General features: G+C 46.0%; 18 protein-coding genes. 15 read left to right on the top strand and 3 right to left on the bottom strand.

The window, feature by feature from the left end:
• The first annotated feature begins 308 nt into the window (after positions 1–308).
• The 9 genes from NSS87_RS29160 (at position 309) to NSS87_RS29120 (ending at position 11382) form a co-directional block, all read left to right on the top strand.
• Positions 309–2114, top strand: coding sequence for a DEAD/DEAH box helicase (locus tag NSS87_RS29160; protein ID WP_339243828.1), 1806 nt, complete (start codon positions 309–311; stop codon positions 2112–2114).
• A gap of 201 nt (positions 2115–2315) precedes the next feature.
• Positions 2316–3179: a M15 family metallopeptidase gene (locus NSS87_RS29155; RefSeq protein ID WP_339243826.1), complete on the top strand. Its 864-nt coding sequence runs from the start codon at positions 2316–2318 to the stop codon at positions 3177–3179.
• Between the two features lie 148 nt (positions 3180–3327).
• Complete coding sequence (locus NSS87_RS29150) at positions 3328–3804, top strand: glutathione peroxidase (RefSeq protein ID WP_339243824.1); 477 nt, start codon at positions 3328–3330, stop codon at positions 3802–3804.
• A gap of 251 nt (positions 3805–4055) precedes the next feature.
• Entirely contained in the window at positions 4056–5690 is a 1635-nt protein-coding gene (locus NSS87_RS29145) for a formate--tetrahydrofolate ligase (RefSeq protein ID WP_339243823.1), read from the top strand.
• Between the two features lie 337 nt (positions 5691–6027).
• Complete coding sequence (locus NSS87_RS29140) at positions 6028–7392, top strand: FAD-dependent oxidoreductase (RefSeq protein ID WP_042192536.1); 1365 nt, start codon at positions 6028–6030, stop codon at positions 7390–7392.
• Between the two features lie 275 nt (positions 7393–7667).
• Positions 7668–8495 carry a formate/nitrite transporter family protein gene (locus tag NSS87_RS29135; RefSeq protein WP_042192534.1) on the top strand — a complete coding sequence of 276 codons (828 nt, stop codon included), beginning with the start codon at positions 7668–7670 and terminating at the stop codon, positions 8493–8495.
• 433 nt (positions 8496–8928) lie between these two features.
• The gene (locus NSS87_RS29130) at positions 8929–10149 is read left to right on the top strand and encodes an MFS transporter (RefSeq protein WP_042192532.1); all 1221 of its coding nucleotides are present in this window, start codon (positions 8929–8931) and stop codon (positions 10147–10149) included.
• A gap of 77 nt (positions 10150–10226) precedes the next feature.
• On the top strand, positions 10227–10757 hold the full coding sequence (locus tag NSS87_RS29125) for a GNAT family N-acetyltransferase (RefSeq protein ID WP_339243821.1): 531 nt from the start codon (positions 10227–10229) through the stop codon (positions 10755–10757).
• Positions 10738–11382, top strand: a complete 645-nt coding sequence (locus NSS87_RS29120) for an MOSC domain-containing protein (protein WP_339243818.1) — start codon at positions 10738–10740, stop codon at positions 11380–11382. The genes NSS87_RS29125 and NSS87_RS29120 overlap by 20 nt, the downstream gene beginning before the upstream one ends.
• 93 nt (positions 11383–11475) lie before the next feature.
• On the opposite strand, the gene NSS87_RS29115 is transcribed toward NSS87_RS29120, so the two are convergent.
• Complete coding sequence (locus NSS87_RS29115; protein ID WP_076285633.1) at positions 11476–12024, bottom strand: GNAT family protein; 549 nt, start codon at positions 12022–12024, stop codon at positions 11476–11478.
• Between the two features lie 230 nt (positions 12025–12254).
• Between NSS87_RS29115 and NSS87_RS29110 the strand changes: the two genes are divergently transcribed.
• Complete coding sequence (locus tag NSS87_RS29110) at positions 12255–13961, top strand: glutamine--tRNA ligase/YqeY domain fusion protein (protein ID WP_339243816.1); 1707 nt, start codon at positions 12255–12257, stop codon at positions 13959–13961.
• 81 nt (positions 13962–14042) lie between these two features.
• On the opposite strand, the gene NSS87_RS29105 is transcribed toward NSS87_RS29110, so the two are convergent.
• Positions 14043–15266 carry an MFS transporter gene (locus NSS87_RS29105; RefSeq protein WP_262495582.1) on the bottom strand — a complete coding sequence of 408 codons (1224 nt, stop codon included), beginning with the start codon at positions 15264–15266 and terminating at the stop codon, positions 14043–14045.
• A gap of 378 nt (positions 15267–15644) precedes the next feature.
• Here NSS87_RS29105 and NSS87_RS29100 point away from each other — a divergent pair, with 378 nt between their 5' ends.
• The 4 genes from NSS87_RS29100 to NSS87_RS29085 all read left to right on the top strand — a co-directional run bounded on the left by NSS87_RS29100 (position 15645) and on the right by NSS87_RS29085 (position 22710).
• Positions 15645–17501, top strand: coding sequence for an ABC transporter ATP-binding protein (locus NSS87_RS29100; protein ID WP_339243813.1), 1857 nt, complete (start codon positions 15645–15647; stop codon positions 17499–17501).
• The gene (locus NSS87_RS29095; RefSeq protein WP_042192517.1) at positions 17431–18108 is read left to right on the top strand and encodes a response regulator transcription factor; all 678 of its coding nucleotides are present in this window, start codon (positions 17431–17433) and stop codon (positions 18106–18108) included. The genes NSS87_RS29100 and NSS87_RS29095 overlap by 71 nt, the downstream gene beginning before the upstream one ends.
• Complete coding sequence (locus NSS87_RS29090; protein WP_339243811.1) at positions 18105–19157, top strand: HAMP domain-containing sensor histidine kinase; 1053 nt, start codon at positions 18105–18107, stop codon at positions 19155–19157. Before NSS87_RS29095 ends, NSS87_RS29090 begins: the two co-directional genes overlap by 4 nt.
• A gap of 130 nt (positions 19158–19287) precedes the next feature.
• Positions 19288–22710: an S-layer homology domain-containing protein gene (locus NSS87_RS29085; RefSeq protein WP_339243809.1), complete on the top strand. Its 3423-nt coding sequence runs from the start codon at positions 19288–19290 to the stop codon at positions 22708–22710.
• A gap of 91 nt (positions 22711–22801) precedes the next feature.
• Here NSS87_RS29085 and moaA read toward each other — a convergent pair whose 3' ends face one another.
• The gene (moaA, locus tag NSS87_RS29080) at positions 22802–23803 is read right to left on the bottom strand and encodes a GTP 3',8-cyclase MoaA (RefSeq protein ID WP_076285640.1); all 1002 of its coding nucleotides are present in this window, start codon (positions 23801–23803) and stop codon (positions 22802–22804) included.
• A gap of 415 nt (positions 23804–24218) precedes the next feature.
• On the opposite strand from moaA, the gene NSS87_RS29075 reads away from it, so the two are divergent.
• Positions 24219–24911: a molecular chaperone TorD family protein gene (locus NSS87_RS29075; protein WP_042192508.1), complete on the top strand. Its 693-nt coding sequence runs from the start codon at positions 24219–24221 to the stop codon at positions 24909–24911.
• Positions 24912–25279: the final 368 nt, after the last annotated feature.

Raw genomic sequence — 25279 nt, 5'->3', positions numbered from 1 at the left:
AAGCTTAACTTTACTTCTATTGTATAAAGTGGAATGGAACGCAAATGGAGTGCCGTCTAAACGTCCGGTGGATCGCTGCTGCCCAGAAACCGAACTTTGACCGCACTCTTTTAACGGGTCAAGGGATACATGGGACGGAAGAATGCCGGTGACGGGGTTCTTCCGCTTTTGTTTGAATATAGCTGAATCGGAAGCATACGCCCCCAAAAGGACAGTCGGGTTAGGGCTGCCTGAATAGGGCTTTGGAAGACGGAAGTTAAGTAAGAGATGTAATCAAATTTAACTGAGAAAATAGTGAGGTGGAGAATTTGCCGGGATTTAAAGAATTAGGTGTTTCAGAATTACTGTGTACATTGCTTCAAGGTCAAGGCATCGTTAAGCCTACACCAGTGCAACAGGAAGCAATACCGCCATTGGTGCAGGGTTTGGATGTAATTGCAAGAGCGAAGACAGGTACAGGGAAGACATTAGCTTTCTTGCTGCCAATTATGGACAAGATCCACACGGAGCGAGCTTATCCGCAGGCGCTAATTATGGCCCCAACACGTGAGTTGGCTTTGCAGATTACAGAAGAGGCACGTAAGCTGGCGCGTCATACGGATATTAAAATCTTGGCCGTTTATGGTGGTCAGGATGTTGAGAAGCAGCTGCGTAAGCTCGAAGGTGGCAGACATCTTATTATCGGTACACCGGGCAGACTGCTAGATCATATGCGCCGGGAGACGCTCGATCTTAGTGGCGTTAAGATGCTCGTTCTGGACGAAGCCGATCAAATGCTGCATATGGGATTCTTGGAGGATGTAGAGACCATTATTACGGCTGTTCCTTATCGCCGTCAAACGATGTTGTTCTCTGCGACAATGCCAGATCCGATTAAACGTCTCGCAGCTAATTACATGAAAGAGCCTCTGGATATCATTATTAAGAGTGGTTCTCCGATTCCGCTGGATAATATCAAACAGCAAGTCGTGGAAGTCTCGGATCGTAATAAAGAAGAGGCACTCAAAACATTGATTGAACGGGATCGTCCTTACTTGGCTATTATTTTCTGCCGGACCAAACGTCGGGTGTCCAAGCTGAACGAAGCACTCCAAGCAGCAGGTTATGATTGTGATGAGCTGCACGGTGATTTGTCTCAAGGTAAACGCGAAGGTGTAATGAAGAGATTCCGTGATGCGAAGCTGCAGCTTCTTGTAGCTACAGATGTAGCGGCTCGGGGGTTGGATGTCGAAGGTATCACTCATATCTTTAACTACGATATGCCACTTGATGTGGATAGCTATATTCACCGGATCGGCCGGACAGGCCGTGCCGGAGGCAAAGGGCTTGCAATTACGTTCACTTCTCCACGTGAGCAAGATGGACTAGACTTGATCGAGCACGGCATTTCGCAGCGCCTGGATCGCCGCCGTTACGACAAAGATGAATTCGGCGTTGGCGAATTCGTTGCAGTACAAGGCGGCGGACGCCACGGCGGTCGTCAAAGCGGCGGCGCTGAGGCAGCGCGCACGGGCCGCGGACCGAAGACTGGCGGCTCTGGCCGCGGCGGTGCTCCGCGCGGCGCAGGCGGAGCGCGGCAAGGTGGCCGCGGCCGCGGTAAGGAAGCAGGCGGCTGGGGTGCGCCTGCAGAAGGTCGCCGCGGTGGTCGTTCCGATGCGGCGGCTGGCAAGCGCGGCGGCAGCGGCTTTGACGCTGCCGCACCTAAGGGCGGCGGCAAGGCTGCCGGCGTAGTACGAGTAGGCGGCGGCTATGGCGCCTTCGCCTCCAGAGGCGATGCGCCAGCTAGCGGCAACGCAGCAGCGCCTAGCAGTGCCGGTTCGCGCGGTGCGAACCGGAAGGGCGGCCCAAGCACTGGCTACAGCGAGAACGTAGCCAGAGGTGCAGACGGCGGCGCTTACGTTGGTGGCACACCACGAGGCGGCTTAGGCAGCGGCTACGGTACGGGCCCGTCTAGAGGCGGCGGCAAAGGTGGTAAAGGTAGCAAAGGCGGCTATAGCGGTGCCAAGGGTGGCGCTGGTAAAGGCGGCCGCAACAGCGGAAATACGGGTTCCTCACGGGGTGGACGTGGTAGCTCCGGCGGCTTTAAAAGTGGCGGCAGAGGCACATCCAGATAATGTGAGTGGAATTTCATAACTAAAACTTGTTACCATAGGGAAGTTAGCGGACAAGCTAACTCCCTATGGTAACTTTATTTTGTAGGCACAATTATCCGAGCGATATTTGTCTAAAAAAGGATCTTAGTGTAACATTTTTGAAGGAAAGCTTGTCTAATAGATAAATAGAGTGTTTCGACTTCGAGGAGGAAGATCTTGCAGATGTCTAAAAAATTGAAAATAATAATCTTGTTAATTGTCGTTATTGCTGTTGGGTGGGGGATTGGGAAATATACGACGCCTTCTCCTTCTGCTTCAGATAGTAGCGGTTCCAATATAAATGTGCAGGATGATCTTCAAGCTGAGCCTGGTGAAGATGGAAACAGCACCGAAGAGGGCATAACAGACCCAGTGGTAGCTAACCCATCTAATACAACGGATCCCTCTGATCCGTCCGAACCGGATAGTAACGGCAAGGGAAATAGCACTGATGATTCTTTTAAAGAGCCTGACAGCATAGCTGTGATGGTGAATAAGGAGTATGGACTGCCGGAGAACTATAAGCCAACGGATCTAGTCTACCCGGAAGTGCGTTTTACATTTAAAGAGAAAATCGAGAAGCGTATGATGCGTAAGGAAGCTGCCGAAGCATTAGAGAAACTGTTCGCAGGCGCAGAGGAAGACGGGATTTACTTGGCTGGCGTTTCGGCCTACCGTTCTAAGGAAACCCAAACAAGGCTGTTCAATCGTTATGTTGAGAAAGACGGAGAAGAACTGGCTCGTACTTACAGTGCCGTGCCTGGCTATAGCGAGCATCAGACAGGGCTTGCTATCGATGTCTCAGGAAGTGACGGGAAATGTGCTGCGGAGAGCTGTTTTGGTGGAACGAAGGAAGCGGAGTGGCTAGCGCAGCATGCAACCGAATATGGTTATATCATCCGCTTTCCAGAAGGAAAGCAGGACATTACAGGATATAAGTATGAGCCTTGGCATATCCGTTATGTGGGCAAGAATATAGCTACTTATATTGCGGATAAAGGGATTACGCTGGAAGAATATTATGATGTCGTACCCGTATCCAAATAACAGAGTGATAGAGAGCAGTCCTAAGAAATACATAGGGCTGCTTTTTTTTATCTTAGTGTTTACAGAAAGTGTCGATAAGTTGCATTCTGTTACAATTCGGGTAAGATACGTAGTGTAGTCTAAGTACATGGAAGGAAGGGGAATTAGGATGTCGATCTACAATTTTTCCGGCGTTACGCCTTCGGGTAAAGAAGTGTCATTTACAGAGTATGAAGGTAAGGTAGTGCTGATTGCCAATACGGCTAGTAAATGCGGACTTACACCGCAGTATGGGGATCTCCAGAAGCTATACGAGCAGTATGGGGATCAGGGACTTGTAGTATTAGGATTCCCCTGCAACCAATTTGCGGGTCAGGAGCCGGGTACAAGTGAAGAGGCAGAAGAATTCTGTCAGATTAATTATGGCGTTACATTTCCTGTGTTTGCCAAAGTGGATGTGAATGGACCGGATGCCAGCCCTCTTTTCAATTATTTAAAAGAGCAGCAGCCGGGTACTGGCGACAGCAGTGATATCAGCTGGAATTTCACGAAGTTTCTTATTGATCGTGGCGGTAATGTAGTAGCTCGTGTGGAGCCAAAGGAATCGCCAGAAACGATGTCAGAACAGATTGAGTCCTTACTGTAGATCATTCTAGGGACTGATGAATTGTTATTTTACAAGTATCCTTTCGACCTCGGTCTTTGGCCGAGCCTCGACGGGATTTTCTTTTTATACATAGGAATATAGAATAGGCGCCTTAAATTTTGTTGTGATAAATTATACTTGACGCTTTACAGAGACCATGTATTCTTTGAAGAGAATGTAATGCCCATGCAAAATATGCATAAAGCGTGGAATACAGCAGGATAATAACGGCAGGAGGGTTCAATACAAGCATGAAGTTAATTACAGAGGTAGCAGCACAAGCGGGAATTGGCGAAGAGCATCTGGAACTATACGGCAAATATAAAAGTAAACTTTCACCGTCCTTATGGGAAGACATGAAGAACAAACCAGATGGCAAGCTGGTATTGGTCACTGCGGTGAATCCAACCCCTGCTGGCGAAGGGAAGACCTTAACAACCATTGGGCTGGCACAGGCATTGAACGCAGCAGGAGTAAAGACCGTGGCTGCCTTGCGCGAACCATCCCTCGGACCATGCTTAGGCATGAAAGGCGGTGCCACGGGCGGCGGCAAGTCACAGATCATTCCGGCAGATGAGATTAATTTGCACTTTACGGGTGATATTCATGCGGTGACTTCTGCACATAATTTATTGTCTGCGATGATTGATAATCATATCTTCCAAGGTAATGAGCTGGGTCTTGATCCGCAGCGTATCGTTTGGAAACGCGTGATGGATATGAATGATCGCAGTCTGCGGAATATTGTGACAGGGCTCGGAGATGGAAATGGAGCCGTGCGGGAAAGTGGATTTCAGATTACAACAGCTTCTGAGATTATGGCTGTATTATGCCTATGCGATAATCTGAGTGATCTCAAAAAGCGTCTGAACCGTATTTTGATTGGGTATGACCAAGAGGGACAGCCTGTAACGGCCGAGCAAATAGGGGCAGTTGAAGCGATGACGGCGCTGCTGAAGGAAGCAGTTAAGCCTAATCTGGTGCAGACCTTGGAGGGCACTCCTGTTATTGTACACGGTGGTCCATTTGCGAATATCGCCCATGGCTGCAGTAGTGTTATCGGTACTCGTTATGCACTCAAGCTGGGAGATGTTGTGGTTACGGAAGCAGGCTTCGGAGCGGATCTTGGTGCAGAGAAATTCATGGATATCAAATGCCGGCAAGCGGGTCTAACTCCTTCAGCGGCAGTGCTTGTCGTGACGGTGAAATCCTTGAAATATAACGGTGGTGTACCTAAGAATGAGCTCCAAACGGAGAACCGGTCGGCGCTGCGCTCTGGATTGTCTAATTTGGAGCGTCATGTAGAGAATCTCGGCAAATTTGGGGTACCTGTTCTTGTTGCCATTAATCATTTTGAAGGCGATAGCCCAGAAGAGATTAATGACGTTGTGGAGGCATGTCACCGATTGAACGTTCCTGCGGCAATATCCAAGGTATGGGCAGAAGGTAGTGCGGGCGGACAAGAGTTGGCTTCGGAATTAAAGAAACTTCTGGATCATAACGACACTGAACGTTTTGCTCCTTTGTATGAGAATGAACTCGACATCTCTTCCAAAATCACCAAGATTGTTCGCGAAATTTACCGTGGTGCGGAGGTTAACTTTTCCCCTGCGGCCAAACGCAGCCTAGCGGTGATTGAGCGTCTTGGGTTAAATAATCTTCAAGTATGTATGGCGAAGACCCCTTATTCCTTCTCAGATCAGCCTAGATTGCTTGGCGCTCCAGAAGGTTTCATGGTAGGTATCCGTGATATTACCCTTTCGCTTGGTGCAGGGTTTGCTGTAGTGATTACGGGCAATATCGTTACGATGCCAGGTCTACCGGCTAAGCCAGCTGCTGAGGCACTATGGATGGATGAGGATGGCGTGATTCACGGTTTGGTGTAGATTCAGTTTATGATCAGGCTTTTCCCTGTTGGTTTAGGGGAAAGCCTTTTTTTGCGCGTTATAAGAAAGTATATCCTGAGGGGGCAGAACATAATGTCTTACGCCCAGGGCAAAGCTAACGAGGTCGCAATCGGCAGCAGTGACGGAAAATGCTTAAAATTGTGAACAATCTGAGAATATAGGCGAAAAGACTTGTAATGTGATAAATATCACAATATAATCAGTTTATAAAGTGAAATAAATCACAATTAACTTATCGGTGATCAGATATCTAATTTGGTCAGTCAAGCAATTCGAATATATAACCAGGTTGTCCATTTGAAGGAGGAAGAAAATAATGAAAGTAGCTGTCATTGGATGTACCCATGCCGGAACTGCCGCAATTGTAAATACTGCCAAGCTTCACCCGGAAGCCGAGATTACGGTGTATGAGCGTAATGATAATATTTCTTTCTTATCTTGTGGAATTGCTTTATACGTAGGTGGAGTGGTCAAGGACCCGCACGGGCTGTTCTATTCTTCCCCTGAGAAGCTTGCTGAGCTTGGTGTAAAGACCAACATGCGTCATGAAGTGACCGTTGTGGATACGAAGTCCAAAACATTGCGTGTTCGCAATTTGGTAACCGGACAGGAGTTTGACGATACCTACGATAAGCTGATTATGACTACGGGATCATGGCCGATTGTACCGAAGCTCGAAGGGATTGAGCTGGAAGGCGTCTTGCTTTGCAAGAACTATGATCATTCCAATACCATTATAGAAAAAGCTAAACAAGCGAATAAAATCACAGTCGTAGGCGCTGGATATATCGGCGTTGAGTTGGTGGAAGCCTTCCAAATGAACGGAAAGCAAGTTACGCTGATTGATGGTGAAGATCGTATTTTGAATAAATATTTGGACCCAGAGTTTACTGCGCCGATCGAACAATCCTTTAAGGATCATGGTATTAAATTAGCGCTGAATGAGAAGGTAAGTTCTTTTGCTGGTGAAGGTGGTAAAGTTACCAAGGTTATCACAAGCGAAGGGGAGCATGAGGCGGATCTTGTAATTCTCTGCATCGGCTTCCGTCCGAATACTGAGCTGTTAAAAGGTCAAGTGGATATGCTGCCAAATGGCGCAATTCTGGTCAATGATTATATGCAGACTAGTTGCCCAGATGTGTATGCCGCTGGTGACAGCTGCGCGATTCATTACAACCCTACAGGTAAGCACGCTTATATTCCACTGGCAACCAATGCCGTACGGATGGGCACTTTGGTCGCACGTAACTTAGTGAAAGAGACGATTCCTTATATGGGTACTCAAGGGACTTCGGGCATTAAGATTTATGAAGATAATATCGCTGCTACCGGTCTTACTGAAGAAGGGGCTAAGGCTGAAGGAATGGACGTAGAAACTACCATGATTATTGACAACTACCGTCCAGAATTTATGCCAACCTTCGAGCAGGTGCAATTAAAAGTGGTATTTGATCGCGCCACACGCCGCATTCTCGGAGCGCAAATCTTGTCCAAAACGGATTTGACGCAATCGATCAACACAGTATCTGTATGTATTCAAAATAAAATGACAATCGATCAGCTTGCCTTTATCGATTTCTTCTTCCAACCTCATTACAACAAGCCTTGGAACTTCCTGAATACAGTAGGCCTCGAATCGCTACCGACATCAGTACCAAGCAAAGAGGCAGTAACCGTATAATTTAATTGCCTGTGAACAATAAAGTTGGGTAAACCGGAGCCATATATGGCTCCGGTTTTTTGTGATTGATGCTGGTACTATTTACCTTTAAAATAATATGGAGCCTGTTCTTACAAATGTAATTATGGATGCGCTTCGTTAAATTTGACATGTCAGTGAAAAGTTTCACTTAGTTTTTCATTAAGTGATAATTATCACGTTAATGTGTTTTATGACACGCTACAATGGTCGTAAAGGAACAAATTTTAAGTAAATAGATGAAGGGGATAGGAATCATGGCTTATAATAAACCGCAGCAGATTGCCGCAGTCACGGTCGAGAACGGCATAAAAAAGGCGCACAATCCTTTAAGCACCGTACTAATTCTGGGCTTTCTGGGAGGAGCGTTTATCGCGCTCGGATTTTTACTGGATATTCGCGTCATTGCTGGCGCACCACATGAATGGGGATCCATCGCTAACTTTATTGGGGCAGCTGTATTCCCTGTCGGATTGATTCTAGTACTGCTTGCAGGAGGAGAACTGTTGACAGGCAATATGATGGCTGTGCCACTTGCTTTTATGGCGAAAAAGATATCCTTCTGGGAAGTGGTTAAGAATCTCGTATTGATTACCCTGAGCAATCTAGCGGGAGCTTTGTTTGTAGCTTACTTTTTCGGTCACGTGGTTGGTTTAACCTCTGACGGTGTGTATTTAGAAAAATTAGTGGAGATGGCAGGACATAAGCTTGAGGCGGACTTCTTGCCGGCATTTGTTTCCGGTATCGGTTGTAACTGGCTCGTAGCTTTGGCGGTATGGCTCTCCTATGGAGCAGATAACTTCAGTGGCAAAATCCTCGGCATCTGGTTCCCAACGATGGCTTTTGTAGCTATCGGCTTCCAGCACGTTGTAGCCAACATGTTCTTAATTCCGGCAGCTATTTTTGAAGGTTATTTTTCATGGGGAGAGTACTTCAACAATTTTGTTCCGGTATGGCTAGGAAACTTGACGGGCGGTGCGATCTTTGTTGCGGCAGCTTATTGGATGGCTTACCTGCGCAAAGAGCCTGCATCTATTCAGTCCGTGGACAGCATGTCCGGCAGCGGTGTAAAAAAACACGCCTAAACCTATCTTATAGAGCACTCCTTAGAATAGTCGAGGGGTGCTTTTTGCTGTATAGACAAATAAAATCCGCCGTGATGTATCCGAGCTCGGGGGAACGAATTCGGATGCACAGCGAATTTTAAAAGGGGGAGTGTTTCTAGGCTCTATTACCCCGACTTTGTAATAACGAAACACTTCATTATTGTTTAGTCTACTTTACGGAAGACAGCGGCAACTATAAAATATAAATAGATAGTAGAAATAGGGAGGACTGCGGACGTGAAAGGTGCTACTTTTTTCTCAGCTACGTTAGAAGTTAGTCCTAAATAAGAGGTGAAGTATACTGAGACTTTATCACGATAGCACGTCAATGCGTCTGCTTGCCCTGAACCCTGTTTTGGGATAATACTGGATGGAATAATGACACATATATTACAGGGGATGTACACTACTTATGAAGTTTTTACAGAATTATCCTAAAGAGGTTAAGATATTTTTAATTGCTAGTCTTATTAATGCAACGGGTAGTGCGCTGATGTGGCCATTGGTTACAATGTATGTTTTTGATGAGCTTGGACGCAGCATGTCGGATGCCGGATTAGTGATTCTTATTCAATCAGTTGGAGGAATTGTGGGTCAACTACTCGGGGGCTCACTCTATCATAAGGTAGGCGTTAACCGGCTGATTGTTGGAGCGCTGGGCATGAATGCACTTGCTCTGTTCACTTTGCCGGCAGCAAGTAACAACTGGACGTTATTTATGGTCGCGATGGGACTGGTAGGGCTCTTTAATTCACTGTCCTTACCTGCGATTCAGGCATTTATCGGCTTTCGTTTTACGAAGCAGCGCGGAGAGCTGTTTAATGTTATTTATGTCGCTAATAATATTGGTGTAGCACTGGGTACGGCGTTAAGTGGTTTTTTGGCCGATATTTCTTATATGCTCAGCTTTGTGATGAACGGCGTAACTTCAGCGGTATTTGCGGTATTCTTTTTTGTATATCTCAAGAAAGTCGGAGGAGATTCTTCACAGGAGGTCGCAGAACACCAGAAGGCTGGTCCTGACAAACAATCTACCTGGAAGTTAATGGGGCATACACGAATTTATCTTTATATGGGTATTGCCTCGATGTTCCTACTATTAGGGAACTCTATCTGGAATACAGGGGTATCTCCGTTCATTATTTCTGAGGGCTGGCCTAAGAAGACTTATGGTTTTCTCTGGACGCTTAACGGGATTCTCATTTTTGCAGCTCAGCCGCTCGTAACAGTAATTAAACGCTGGTTTGCATCTACCTCAACGGCACAAATGACAGTAAGTGCTCTATTTTATTTGGGTGGGTATGCTGTTCTTTTATGGATGCCGACTTATTCAGGTCTAGTGCTTGGGATGGTACTCGCTACGCTTGGGGAAATGCTGATATCTCCGGCCATGCCTTCCTTTATTTCGGATCATGCAGGTCGCAGTGCTCCTTTTTATTTAGGGCTAAGTGGAGGCATGGGGGCAGTCGGTAGGGTGATTGGACCATACTTAATGGGTAGGTTATACGATAGTGGAGGCTTAGCGCCTACCGCATGGTTGGCATGTGCGATGGCACTGCTGTCCGTAGGATTCTTTATCGTTCATGCGTATATCAACCGCCGAGGAAATTCATTGGAGCGGTCAATGGGATAGTTGAGAGTTGAGCATAGTGGATTCAAATGATCTACTGTGAATTCTATAGAGGTGCAAGGCAAGGGGTGTACATCTTTATGAAACTTAGCAACAAGGATAGGTTAATAATAAGGTTCTCAGAGATTAAAGACGTGCGGGAACTGATTCATCTGGATCATATGATCTGGACGGAGAACACTAGCCCGGGGCCATTAATGTGGCGTTCCCAAGAGGATTATCTACTGAATGCTCCCCCGGGTTCGCAGCTAGTAGCGCTAAAGGATGACAAGCTATGCGGATATGTTGGGTTTGGCTGCCCTAGTCGAATGGAGAGTAACAGGCATGTGTGCGAGGTTAATATTGCTGTTCATCCGGATTATCAGCGTTTAGGTATTGGCCGGCAGCTCATAGAGGCTATTAAGGAACATGCCGCAGATAACGCCATTCGTAAGCTGCGTCTACGCGTATTATCCTGTAATGAATCAGCGCTTTCTTTTTATCGTAAATGCGGGTTTGTGGAAGAGGGACGTCTGCGGGAGGAGTTTTATCTTGGCGGTCGATATGTGGATGAAATATTTATGTGCTGCATGCTGACAGGAGGAGAAGGATATGGAGATCATCTCGCTTAATGTGGGGCGGCCGGTAACAGTGGATTATCGGGGGAAACCTTTGGAGACTGGGATTTATAAAATGCCTGTAGAAGGATCAGTTCAGTTAAATACTACTGGTTTTATCGGAGATGGTCAGGCGGATCTGAAACATCACGGGGGCCCTGATAAGGCAGTTTGTGCCTACCCCATCGAGCATTATCCCTACTGGGAGCAGCAGCTAGGGAAGAAACTGGAATACTCTGCCTTCGGAGAAAATATAACAACTACCGGCTTATTAGAGACAGATGTGTGTATTGGCGATGTGTACGAAATAGGTACCACTGTGCTGCAGGTCAGCCAGCCACGTTATCCTTGCTTCAAAATCTCACAAAAGCATGGCCCGGCAGATCTCCCGGCTCAAGTGCTGGACACTAGATATAGCGGATTTTACTTGCGTGTGCTTCGTGAAGGAAAGATCTCAACAGGAGATGCGATTGTCAAAAAAGAAAGTGGAGCTGGCGATGCGTCCGTGGCGCATGTACTACATTTAATGCAAGTGGGGCTGCAAGAGGAAGCTGCACTGGCAGCTCTTGCGGAGCTAGAAACTCTCTCCGCCGTAGTGCGGAACAAGTTTCGAAAACAGCTGGGCCTGCAGGAGAGTTAAACACTATCTACAAACCAAAATAAGCCTGGAGGCGTGTGCCTTCCAGGTTTATTTCTATTTATGAGCTTATATGTGTTGCTTGCTTAGCCTAACTTAGCCGAGCAGCTGCCATTCACTACGCAATAAACCGTATACGGCATGGTTGACGTAGCCGTCAGGCAGTTTCTCTGACTGTCTAATCACACCCTCAAGGACAAAACCAAGCCGTTCCGGGATCGCCCGGCTGGAAACATTTCCGGTCGCGCAGCGAATTTCTACACGTTGCAGCTCCATTTCCAATAGTGCATAGTCTACTAGAACCCGACAGGCACTGGTCATATACCCTTTACCTTCATATCCTTCACCCAGCCAGTAGCCGATCCCAACAGATCGGTTATGCCAGTCAATCTGGTGATACCCAATAACACCGGCGAGCTCACCGCGAACCCATAGTCCAGCGGTAAAAGCACCATTGTCAGTGCTTTGTTTAACCGCATTTTTGATGAAATTTAGAGTGTGGGCCTGTTCCGTAACGGCATCCACCCAAGGGAGCCATTGTCGTAGTCGTTCCCGTGAGTGCTCTACTAACGCGAACATGTGCCGAGCGTGCTCTGGCATTAGCGGCTTTAACATCAGCTCTTCATCGATGACATAATTAAACAAGCGGTTGCCTCCTTTTCGGCACAAGGCCTTATGTATGATTATGGATTATTTCTTATGATTATCATGCTACTCTATCGCCCTGACAGAAGTCAAAAGGTCTAAAGACACTAAAAAATGATCCGTGCCTTGTGCCCCCTTTTATTGAACAATCTACGGTTAACGGGTATATTAGTAGGAAACATGTTTATACAAGAAGTAGTGTAACACTACAGAATGAAAGGTTGATAGCTGTGGAGAACCGTAGCACCCCCTCCAATTTTATTAAGAATGTTATTACCGAAGACCTCCGTACCGGTAAAGTAAAGGAAGTTATCACACGCTTTCCGCCGGAGCCGAACGGTTATTTACATATCGGACATGCCAAGGCGATCTGGATTAACTTTACACTGGCGGACGAGTTCGGTGGCAAGACTAACCTAAGATTTGACGACACGAATCCGGCTAAAGAGGATACGGAATATGTAAACTCGATTCAGGAAGATGTAAAGTGGCTCGGTTATGAATGGGAAGAGCTGCGTTTTGCATCTGATTATTTTGAGGAAATGTACAAACGTGCCGAATTATTAATTACAAAGGGCAAAGCCTATGTCGATGACCTCAGTGCGGATGAAATTCGTCAATTGCGTGGAACGCTGACGGAACCAGGAAAGAACAGTCCGCATCGTGATCGTAGTATCGAAGAGAATTTGGATCTGTTCCGGCGTATGCGTGCAGGCGAATTCAAGGACGGTGAGAAGGTTCTTCGCGCCAAGATTGACATGGCGTCACCGAACATTAACCTCCGTGATCCTGTAATTTATCGGATTACACATGCACATCACCATAACACAGGCGATAAATGGTGTATCTACCCAATGTATACCTTCGCGCATCCGTTAGAAGATGCTATTGAGGGGATTACTCACTCTCTTTGCTCGCTCGAATTTGAAGATCAACGTCCATTCTACGATTGGGTTGTAGCGGAATGTGAGATGCCAGCTGTCCCTCATCAATATGAATTTGGTCGTCTGAATTTGGCTCAAACGATGACTAGTAAGCGTAAGCTGAAGCTGCTTGTAGACGAAGGACATGTGGATGGTTGGGATGATCCACGGATGCCTACGATTTCTGGTCTACGCCGTAGAGGATATACGCCGGAAGCGATTCGTAAATTCGTGTATGAAGCAGGGATCTCCAAGAGTCAGGGTCTGGTGGACCTGCAAATGCTGGAGCACTTTATCCGTGAGGATCTTAAGCTAACTGTACCGCGTACTATGGCTGTGTTACGACCGCTTAAGGTTGTTATCACCAATTACCCAGAAGGTCAAACAGAATGGCTTGAAGCGGAGAATAATACAGAGAATGAGGAAATGGGCGTACGTCAAATTCCGTTCTCGCGTGAAATTTATGTTGAGCGTGATGACTTTATGGAGAATCCGCCGAACAAATATTTCCGGTTGTTCCCTGGTAATGAAGTACGTCTGAAGCATGCTTATTTCATCAAATGTAATGAGGTTATTAAGGATGAGAATGGCGAGGTAGTGGAGCTGCATTGTACGTATGATCCAGAAACGAAGAGCGGAAGTGGATTTACAGGCCGCAAGGTAAAAGGTACGTTGCACTGGGTTGAAGCTAGCCAAGCGGTTCCTGCGGAATTCCGTCTATACGAGCCTCTGATTTCTGCTGAAGATGCGGATGAGGCTGTGGAGGTTGAAGGTTTGGATTCCTCGGTAGAGAAATCGGAGCCTAGCTTCTTAGATCAGCTTAATCCTAAGTCCATAGAAATCCTGCAAGGATTTGTTGAACCTGCGCTTAAGGATAGCGTGGCTCAGGATAAATTCCAGTTCTTCCGTCATGGTTATTTTAATGTGGATAGCAAATATTCGGCGCCTGGACATCTCGTATTCAATCTTATCGTTTCACTGAAGAGTTCATTTCAGCCTCCTAAACAAGGCTAAACAGATAAATTAATCAAGGTAACAACAAAAAGCAGGCTCAAACGTCCCGAATAGGTACGTTTGAGCCTGCTTTTTGTTGAATTATAATGCTTCGATGTCGAAGATCTCTTCATCTTCCTCTGAAGGGGGACGATACCCACCACGGCTAACAAAGAGCCACATGAAACCAAAGCCAAGCGTTCCAATAAGCGTCAAGAATACACCCGTCTGATACATGCTTTGTGCACCCAGATACTGATACATCCAACCTCCGAGAATACCTCCAATGAAACCGGATATCCCACTCCAGCTTAGGGTGTAGAGCGCTTGTCCGGAAGAGCGATAAGGCCGTGGAATCAGGAGCATCGTCAATTGGGTGCCTACATAGAAAAAGCCGCCGAACGTTATGCAGTGTAAAATTTGAATGAACACCACTTGAAGGGCAGTAGTCGCATCAGCCATAAACCACCAGCGCAGAACGAACAAACCACTGACCAATGCAAGCCAGCCGAGCAGAACAGAAATTTTACGTTTCAGGAACCGGTCACAGAGAACAAATACGCCTACCTCCAAAATGGAGGAGAGGAATACGGCAAGACCAATCATTTTTTTAGAGCCGCCCAGATCCGTAATATACAAGGATATAAATGTGGTGTTCATAGTGTTTGGAATGGATACCAGAATACCAAACAATAAAAAACACAAGAAAAAAGGATTGAAAATCAACTTACTTAAGCCCTTATACGGCATCGGAGCTCTCATAATGGTATGGTTAATTTTAGGCAATACAAGAACGGATAGGATTGATGCACCTAGTAACGCTGTAAGCAGATAGGTCAAGATGGATACATCAGCCCAATCCAGGATAAAGCCGGCGACAATCGCAATCACTGCCCACCCTATTGAACCCCAAAGCCGGAAAGAACGGAAGCGCTGATTAGTTCCGTCAATATAGCTGAGAATCATCGTGTTGCTTTGAGCAAATAGTGGTCCTTGGAAGAAATAGAACAAAATAATGGCGTTGTAGATCGTTTCATATGTATTTGCTCGAAACATAAACTGTGAGAACACTAGCGTTCCGAATAACATTAGCAAAACGATACGCCGTATATTCTGAGAACGGTCTGTTAAGAACGCCCAAAATGGATTTGCAAATATGGATACTAGCGCTCCCATAGAGAATAAGACACCAATCTCTAATTTGTTCATCCCTACATCCAGCAGGTATAGTTGAAAGAAGCTGGTGAAGAGGACCATGGTTCCATATACAAAAAAATTGAACCATTTTAAAGACGTGATAGAAGATGGAATAACGCCTTTTCGCAAATGGTTCACTCCTTTCTCACTAAATATCTTGCATGGAGTAGAGTGGCCAATAGTAGGCCCTTCTATCACTGTAACACGTGTTGAAAAGGGATACAAACACCCTTTTTTACTTTTTTACATTATTTTGGGTTTTATTTATGTTTGAGACGATAAGCGACAAAAAATGCGTGAACGCGTGCGTAGAAGGTACAAACGCTAAGTGTATCGGGCGTTATTTTGGCCTGCGACTATTCCCGCAGGATGGGAAATGACAAGGCAGTATTGTCTGATCGGCGCGTTTAACTTCAGTTTACAATCTGCAGATAGGATGGGTGTAAGGCGAGAAAGATATTACTATGCTTTTCTCGTAGAGCTATTAAGAAAAGGGGAGTCATTGTCATGAAGAAATCCGAATCCAAGCGAAAGATGGCGCTGAAGCCGTTCTTAACGCTACTAAGAGAAACCAAGCCTTCATACGGCTTATTGGCTATAGCCATTGCGTTAAGCATGATATCGACATTGGTTAGTCTGGTCATCCCGATGTTCACTAAGAACTTAGTGGATGGCTTCTCTCTGGCCTCCGTGAGCAAGCTGCAGATTGCGGGTATAGCAGCTGCGTTTATTGCGCAGACCATTGCGGGAGGGATCTCTATCTATCTGCTCAATTATGCAGGTCAGAAGATGGTTGCAGGTCTGCGGGACCGACTGTGGCGTAAATTTCTAGTTCTGCCTGTGGCTTATTATAATGACAACCGAACGGGAGAAAGTGTCAGCCGCATGACGAATGATACAGGGATCATCAAAACGCTGATTTCTGAACATCTAGCCAGCTTATTTACCGGAGTGATCTCCATTGTAGGTTCGATCTCAGTTCTGCTATTTTTAAATTGGAAAATGACACTTGTTCTATTCACTGTTCTTCCACTTTCGGCGCTGATACTAGTACCACTTGGGCGGCAGATGTACAAAATTTCCAAGGGAATGCAAGATGAGACAGCTTCTTTTACTGCTACACTTAGTGGTGTTTTATCTGAGATCCGTCTGGTCAAATCCTCAGGCGCAGAGAAAAAAGAGTACGAGGCAGGCAAGACTGGAATTATGAACCTGCTTTCCTTTGGTATTCGTGAAGGCAAGATTAGCGCGATGATCAGTCCACTCGTCTCCTTTGTTTTTATGATGCTGCTTGTGGTCATTATCGGTTATGGTGGGATGCAGGTATCTTCCGGCGTCTTGACGGCTGGAGAACTGGTCGCCTTTATTCTTTATCTTATTCAGATTATTATGCCACTTACTCAGCTGACTACGTTCTTCACACAGATTCAGAAGGCTAAGGGTGCCTCAGAGCGTATTATTGAGACCTTGGCAGCAGAAGAGGAAGTATATGAGGGACAGGAAGAGGCAAATGGCACAGAAGGTCCGATCTCAGTAGAGGGATTAAGCTTTGGATATAAAAATGGTGAGAAGGTATTGAATGATGTAAGCTTCCAGATGCTTCCTGGTCAGGTGACGGCTATTGTCGGACCGAGCGGGGGCGGTAAGACCACGTTGTTCTCGTTGCTAGAACGTTTTTACGAGCCTCAGTCAGGTCTGATAAAGCTGGGTGACAAGCCAGTGTCTACATTCTCATTGCGTTCATGGCGGAAGCTTATAGGGTATGTCTCGCAGGAAAGTCCACTGTTGGCTGGTACGATTGCTGAGAATTTAACCTATGGATTGGATCGTGACGTTAGCAGGGAGGAGATGCACGCAGCAGCAGCAATGGCTTATGCAGATGGCTTTATTGATGCACTTCCTGAAGGATATAATACGGATGTCGGCGAAAGAGGCGTGAAGCTGTCTGGTGGACAGCGGCAACGGATTGCTATTGCTAGAGCACTGCTGCGGAACCCGAAGATTCTTATGCTTGATGAAGCCACTTCCAGTCTGGATAGCCAATCAGAAGCCGTGGTGCAGAAGGCACTGTCCAATCTGATGAAGGGTCGGACTACGATTGTAATTGCGCACCGTTTGGCTACTGTTGTAAATGCAGAGCAGATTATTTTTATGGAAAAAGGTCAAATTACCGGAATGGGAAGTCATGAGGAACTACTGGAAAACCATGAGCTGTATCGTGAATTTGCCACCCAGCAGCTACAGATGAATAACCCCGAGGTTCAGGACATTGAAGAGGAGGCTCCAGTGCTACATGACAAAAATACTAGTAGTGGACGACGATCCGCACATCCGCGAATTGGTAGAAGTATTTCTGAGAGCTGAAGGAATGGATGAGATCTATGGAGCTTCCGATGGACTGGAGGCTCTTCAGATTCTGGAAGGTAATAACATAGATTTAGCTATTATTGATGTGATGATGCCCAACATGGACGGCTGGGAGCTATGCCGGCGGATGCGCCAGAACTATGATTTCCCGATTTTAATGCTGACAGCCAAAGGGGAAACCTCACAAATTGTAAAAGGCTTTGAGTTGGGTAGTGATGATTATTTGGTCAAGCCATTTGAGCCGGTTGTACTTATTGCGAGAGTAAAGGCGCTGCTTAAACGATATCAGATTTCTGCCGCGCAAAGTGTGACCGTAGGCCGATTGCGTATGAATCGCAAAACCTACGAGGTCTCTTCAGAGTATGGGGAAATTACCTTGCCGCTTAAGGAATTTGAGCTGTTGTTTAAGCTGGGCAGCTATCCGGGGCAAACATTGACAAGAGACAGGCTAATCGAAGAAATTTGGGGTTATGATTTTGAAGGGAATGAGCGGACACTCGATGTGCATATCAACCGTTTGCGTGAACGGTTCAATCAGGATGACTATGGATTCGTTATTCGTACGATCCGTGGTCTAGGTTACCGGTTGGAGGCTGAGGCATGAATCGATTTAAGGAGATCATTAAGCGGATTGGGATGTCCTTTGTTTATTTCGGTGGCGTTGGGATTAGCTGGACTGCAGCTTATTTCCTAATGAACTGGATATATAGCAGGGCTGGGCGCCCCTCCTCGGATTATTTGGTCCAATTAATCAGCGTGATGGTCGGTATTGTGATCTTGTTCATGATGGCATTGGTAGTCTCCAAGCTATTTCGTGGCTGGGAACGTGTCTTTTATAGATCAATCATTGAAGGGTTAGGACGAATTGCTAAGGGTGATTTTAATGTAGTATTGGATAATAATAGGGAATACGGTGAATTTGGAGAAATTGTTGATAGTATCAATGTAATGGCAAGTGAGCTGAGTCAGATGGAGACCATGCGCCAGGATTTTATCTCCAACGTATCGCATGAAATTCAATCTCCACTAACCTCGATTCGGGGGTTTGCTCTTGCGCTGCAGGATGAGACTCTGAATGTGGAGAGTAGGAGGCACTACCTTAATATTATTGTGGCTGAGAGTACCCGCGTATCTGGGCTCAGTGATAATTTATTGAAGCTATCAGCGCTCGAATCGGGTAATTTTCCGTTTGAAAATCAGGTTTATCGTCTGGACAAACAGCTTAGAGATACAATTCTGGCTTCTGAGCCACAGTGGCTGGAGAAAAATATAGAGGTAGAGGCCGAGCTGGAAGAAGTGAATGTAACTGCGGTAAAAGATTTAATGACCCAGGTCTGGACCAATCTTCTTCATAACAGCATTAAATTCACTCCCGGGAATGGATGTATTCATATCAAGCTTCGAACGATAGATGAGCGGGTAGAGGTGGAGATTCAAGATAGTGGGATTGGTATCTCTGAAGAAGACTTACCTCGCATCTTTGATCGCTTCTATAAGGCAGACAAAGCTAGAACAGCGAGCGGGGGCGGTAGTGGCCTGGGCCTATCACTGGTTAAGAAGATCGTTGAGCTGCATAACGGTGAAGTAACCGTGGCCAGCCGACCGGGTGAAGGAACGGCTTTTGTAGTGAGCTTGCCAATGCCAAAGAAATAAATCGGCATTGTTTATGTAAATATGAATATTTACATAAACATGCAACAAAATCCGACATGTCTTTACAATTTTCTACTATTCTAAATATAGAATCTACGAAAATCCAAAAGACATCGGAGGATTAATCATTTTGAAGAAGAGCAAAATTCGCGTTTTTCTAACTAGTTCGCTTGCCGTATTATTGTTAGCACCCAACTTTTCATTACAGACAGTTTATGGTGCTTCAGGAGAATCAGCGCCTGATATCACGTCTACTGCTTCTGAACATTCAGGGAAATGGATGACAGGTGAATACCATGCACATACGTATGAATCGAACGATGCTCAGGAGTCATTGAAAAGTGTGCTCGATGCTGCATTTGAACAAAATGGTTTTGACTGGATGGCACTGGCTGATCACCTTCGGGTATCTGACCGGGATGACGAAGGGGTGAATCTCCCTGGCGGCTCCATTCCGATGTCACAAGGTATTGTGGATTATCAGAATGAGAAAATTAAGAAGTTACAGGCAGAAGGCAAATATGCTGGAAAAATCATTTTTTCAGGCTTTGAGTGGGATATGCCCCAATACGATCATGCTGCAGTTGGGATTGTTACAGATCATCCAGGGTCCGCAGAAGCTTTGAAGGCTATTAATCAATTTGAATATTTATTTACTAATCGTGATGTAAGTATGTTCGATCCGGCAGATGTGGCTGAGTGGAGTACGGCGGATAGTAGAGCTTTTTCTACAAAAGAAGATACTCGCACAGCTATGAAATGGCTAAGTAGTCATTATCCAGATAGCTATGTACTGATCAATCACCCCTCCAGAAAAAATGGCACAAGCTCGGAGCTTAAAGTAGAGGATATCCGTGACTTTAACAATATTGATCCGAATCTTGTCTTCGGCTTTGAAGGTATGCTGGGCAATCAGATGGCGAGTGATCGGGGAGAGACGCCTGAGACTTACGGAGGTACAGACGTCAAGGTTGCACAGCTTGGAGGAATGTGGGACGCACTGCTGGGTGAGGGCCGCAGATTTTGGAATTTTGCTAACTCAGATTTTCATTTCAAAACAAAAAATGATCAATTTTCCAGCGGTTACTGGCCTGGTGAGTATTCCAAGAACTATACCTGGGTGGATGGCTCCGATATTAACGCTGTCGTAGATGGCATGCGGTCAGGGAAATCATTCTCTGTTTTTGGGGATCTCATCAACGCATTAGAGTTTAACGTGTCTGGAGATGAACAAGAGGAAGAAATGGGTGGAGAACTGGACGTAAAACAAGGGGACGACCTAGAGCTTACGATCCGTTTCAAAAGTCCACAGCAAAATAATAATGGCGACGCTGTTAAGGTAGATCATGTAGATTTGATCTCCGGTGAAGTCCATGGCAAGGTTGATCCAGGTACACCTGATTACACCAAAGCGACTAACGATACAACAAAAGTGTTGAAACGCTTCACAAGCGAGGACTGGACTACAGATTCCGAAGGCTACAATGTTATTAAGTATAAGGTAGAGGCAGCGGACAAGGATCGTTATTTCCGGTTAAGAGGGACTAACCTTGGAACTGATGTTGCGGGAGAAACGGTTAACGGTGAACCGCAGATTGATCCAAAAAATAATACCGTCGATAACCTGACTCGTTTCGAAGAAATCAACGCCCGTAATTATAGTGATATGTGGTTTTATTCCAATCCGATTTTTGTGGATGTGGAGTCGTACAGCGATCAGCAAGCAGTTAACGATACTATGACTGCATTAGATCTAGGAGATACAAGCGCAGTAACTTCTGATCTAACGTTGCCTACCGAAGGCAAACACGGGACAAGTATTGTGTGGAAAAGCTCCAATCCGGTTCTAATGACGAATGAAGGTAAAATCACCTTCCAACCTAAGAAGGATACGAAGCTGACCTTAACAGCTACAATTCAGCGGGGATTGGCTACGGAAACGAAGTCTTTTGAAGTAACGCTAAGCGGAGATGATAGTATCACCCCATTGGCGCTTCATAGCACATTAAAGACTGAGAACGGACAAGCTTATTTAAGTGGTGACTGGACGAATCAGAGTGTTTCGGTAAGCGTGTATGCTAGCGTATATATTCCTGGTGCGGATGTATCCATTCAATTAGCGACTGATGTAAACGGAAATTTCCTGCCCTATGAAAGTGGGAAAGTGGTTGAGATTTCGGAAGAAGGCCAACATCAACTGCAATTCAAGGCAACGGATTCTTTAGAAAATAAGACAACATTGCCGCTTGCTGTGAATATCGATCGTACAGCACCTGTGATTACCCTGAAGGGGGATAGCCGTCTTAGTCTGACCCAAGGGGATGACTTCAAGGACCCGGGCGCAGACGTTACTGACAAGGTTGGGATTGCAGGCTCTATCCTGGTGACGGGAACAGTGGATGTTCAGACTCCAGGAACCTATACACTGAAGTACAATGCGACAGATTTGGCTGGCAATGCAGCTACTGAGATTGTACGCACAGTAGTTGTAACTGCGGGCACTAGCAGTGGAGGGGGGAATAATAACGGAGGAGGCAACGGACCAGTTGCAACTCCATCTCCTACCGCGACGCCATCTCCTACAGAGCAGCCTTCTACAACTCCGCGTGTGGAATTGGAGGTAAAAGCACAGCAGGGAGGAACGGGCACACTTAAAGATGTGGGCAGCTTTACGATTCCGGCTGGAGCGTTGTCTGGTAACAGCGAAATTGCCTTTTCGGTTATTGCTGCTGATGAGACGCCAGCAATGGGCGCTCTTCAGGCTGTGAGTGCAGCAGTAGAGCTTACTAGTGACAAGGCAGGCATGCTCAATAAGCCTGTGGAACTGTCCCTCAATTACGATGTGACCAAGATTTCATCGGGGCATAAAGCAGCTATCTACTATTACAACGAACAGCTTAAAAAGTGGATTTATGTTGGTGGTCAGAGTCAAACGGGTGGGACTATAACTGCAAGCTTAAATCAGCTTGCCAAATATGCTGTGTTTAATTATCAGGCCCCATCGATTACCGATTTGAATACTCATTGGTCCACGGCGTTTACAGACCGTCTAATCGGTATGGGCGTCATGAAAGGGTACGAGGATCATACCTTCCGTCCGAATGAGGATGTTACTCGGACACAGTTCGCTTCTATGATTGTACGGGCGCTTGGTTTGCAATCAACAGGTAGCACAGTGAAATTCGCGGATCAAGGTGCGATTCCAGCTTGGGCTGCAGATGATGTAGCAGCGGCGGTAAATGCCGGAATCCTTCGTGGATATGATGTGAACGGCAAAATGTTCTTCGAGCCTTCAGAAAAGATTACCCGTGCCGAAATGTCAGTTATGCTCGCGAATGCTTTGAAGGCTAATGCCCATAAGCAAACGGATAAAGAGGAGAACTTCGCGGATCTTACCTCCATTCCACAATGGGCACAGGCATCTGTAAAAGCGGGTGTTGAAGCGGGTGTTTTGGGTGGATTCGAGGATAACACGTTCAGACCTGAGAACAATGCTACAAGAGCGGAGGCAGCAACGACGCTTTACAAGCTGCTCGAGGCTCTATATCTATAATAGTGGATGGCGAAGGCTATCCTTCAATCTCTAAATGAAACGCCGCTTTTCCCAGATGGCTTGGGGAAAGCGGCGTTTTTAATGAGACAGACTAGCCTCCAATTTGAGACATACGCCGAGCCGTCGGCGTGTGGCTTTGTGCTTTTTTCTCCAAGGCTAATGCCATTTCGTGGTTATGTGGCTTGTTACCCAGAGCTTTGCGGAATAAGGCCTGCACTGCTGCGGGATCGCTTATTAGGGGGCGGACATTGTACTCATCTTCCCAATACAGACAAGCTTTGATATGGCCATCTGCTGTTAGTCTTAGTCGATTGCAGTTATCGCAAAAGTGATCGCTTACGGGATGGATTAATCCGAACGTTCCTTGCGCTCCAATAACCCGCCGATTCTGGGAAGGGCCATTACCAGATGGCATCTCAGCTTCCTCGGTTTCCCAGCCGGCCGCAGTACAAGCTTCTATAACGGTTTCCAGCGGCAGATAAGATTGGCGCCAAGAATCAGTAGCACTTCCGATAGGCATATATTCAATAAAACGTACATTTAGTGGACTGTTCAACGTAAGGGAGATGAAGTCTTTGATCTCGTCATCATTAATCCCTTTCATCAACACAACGTTAAGCTTGATCGGCTCCAGCCCGGCAGCTTGTGCTGCCTCGATCCCCTTTAGTACCTTGGAGACCTCACCGCCGCGTGTAATCATAGAGAAGCGATCTTGCCGTAAAGAGTCCAGACTGATATTCACCCGTGACAACCCGGCTTCTTTTAGCAGCGCTGCTTTAGCTGGAAGCATTAATCCGTTCGTAGTCAGTGAAATATCGTCGATCCCCGGAATGGCGGATATCATAGTTACTAGCTTCTCCAGGTCTTTGCGTACAAGAGGTTCTCCACCTGTTAGCCGTACCTTGCGTAATCCAAGTGGTGCTAGCGATTCCACAACTGCGGTGATTTCCTCATAGCTCAGAATCTCGTCCTGCGGCTGGAATTCCATCCCTTCCGCTGGCATACAATAAATGCAACGCAGGTTGCAGCGGTCGGTAACCGAAATGCGGATGTAGTCATGTAAACGTCCAAAAGGGTCCGTCAGCGGCTCCATAGCGTTGCTCCCTTCATTTGTTGGTGTTTTGAATGCTTCCCGTCTTAAGAGGAGGCGAAGGTGTTTATACTTGTTTAGAATTTTAAAGATCGCTCGCGGGTACGTCAATGAGCAAACTATTGAACGGGTTAAACTCCCCCTATTTGAATAAGGAGGGTTGTGATTTAATTGCATAATAATGGACAAACTAAATAGAATGACAAAGCCGAAATAGACTTGCGAAAATGTGACAAAAGTACGACAAATGAAGTGATTAGTCATAGAATGCTCACGGAAAGCGTTTTTAATATCCGATATAATCTAGGTGCGGATTACTTTTACGTTCACTTTTGCGAAAACAGAAAGGATACCGGAAATTGCACGTCGATCATATGACGGTGTGTGACCGGGAAACCCAATGAGGAGGATTTGCAAAATGACTATGCAAACTGTTCCATCGCTCGCCGTGCCGGAGGCATTTAGCCATTGGTTGGAAAGTCGGGGATTAATATATCAGCTTTTAGTGGATTTTTTGGGCAGAAAACCATCACTCTCACTGGTGGCTCAGTGGAGCCGCAATCGCAAGATGAGTGTTGCTGCAGAGATGACGGAAGGCGGACGGGAACTGAAGCGCTATCTGAGTCAGGAACCGAATAAGTTACCCCATATATGTGAGAAAGAGACACAAGAGTATAAACGGCTTATGCACGAACAGACGGTAAGCTCTTTTAAATTACGTGAAGCTGCTATTCTGGGTCGTTCTGAAGATTTCTGCAACGTGCTTGCTGATGTGTATACTTCCGCAGGAATTGTATTTAACAAATGTAATGGTGAAGCTGATGATCATATTGCTATTGAGCTGGAATTTATGGCAGTAATGCATGAGCGGATGTTGTACAATAGCTTCTCAATTAGAAGTGCTATGGATTTACTTGATATTCAGGTAGCCTTTTTGGAAGATCATTTACTGCAATGGACTCCACAGTTCTGTGAGAAGTTAAATGCAGCAACGAATAGTACGTTGTATTTGGGACTTTCCCATATGCTCGCTGAGTTTCTACCCCTTGATCTGCAGATGCTGCGTTCCTGGAGAGCTTCGCTGGAGAGCAGTGCAACAGCAATGGTATAACAACACTATAATACAGAGCCCGGCCTATAAATTAGGTCGGGTTTTTCTTGCTGTGGAAGTGTAAATAGTGATTTAAATGGGGGTCCAAGTGGAGCAAGTAAATGAAAATCTGAGTGAAGTCCCAAATGACGATCCAATTGATGGTCTAGAAGAATAGTTAGGGAATTTCTCCCTGAAATTCTGAGTTTATTGATCACAAACCTTGTAATTAGGGAAAACCTCCCTATAATTCACCTGATTTGGCGCTAAATCAGGTGAATTAGCTAAATTACAGGGAGAAATTCCCTGATTCCATTAATTTAGAGCGATTATCGAATATTTAGAGGGAGTTTTTCCCTAATTAGTTTTAGACCCACTATCCGTCTCAT

This window comes from Paenibacillus sp. FSL F4-0243 (genome assembly GCF_037963295.1).
Taxonomy (GTDB): Bacteria; Bacillota; Bacilli; order Paenibacillales; family Paenibacillaceae; genus Paenibacillus_AQ.
The sequence above is the reverse complement of the archived record's forward strand: the minus strand, read 5'-3'. Positions and strand labels throughout refer to the sequence as shown.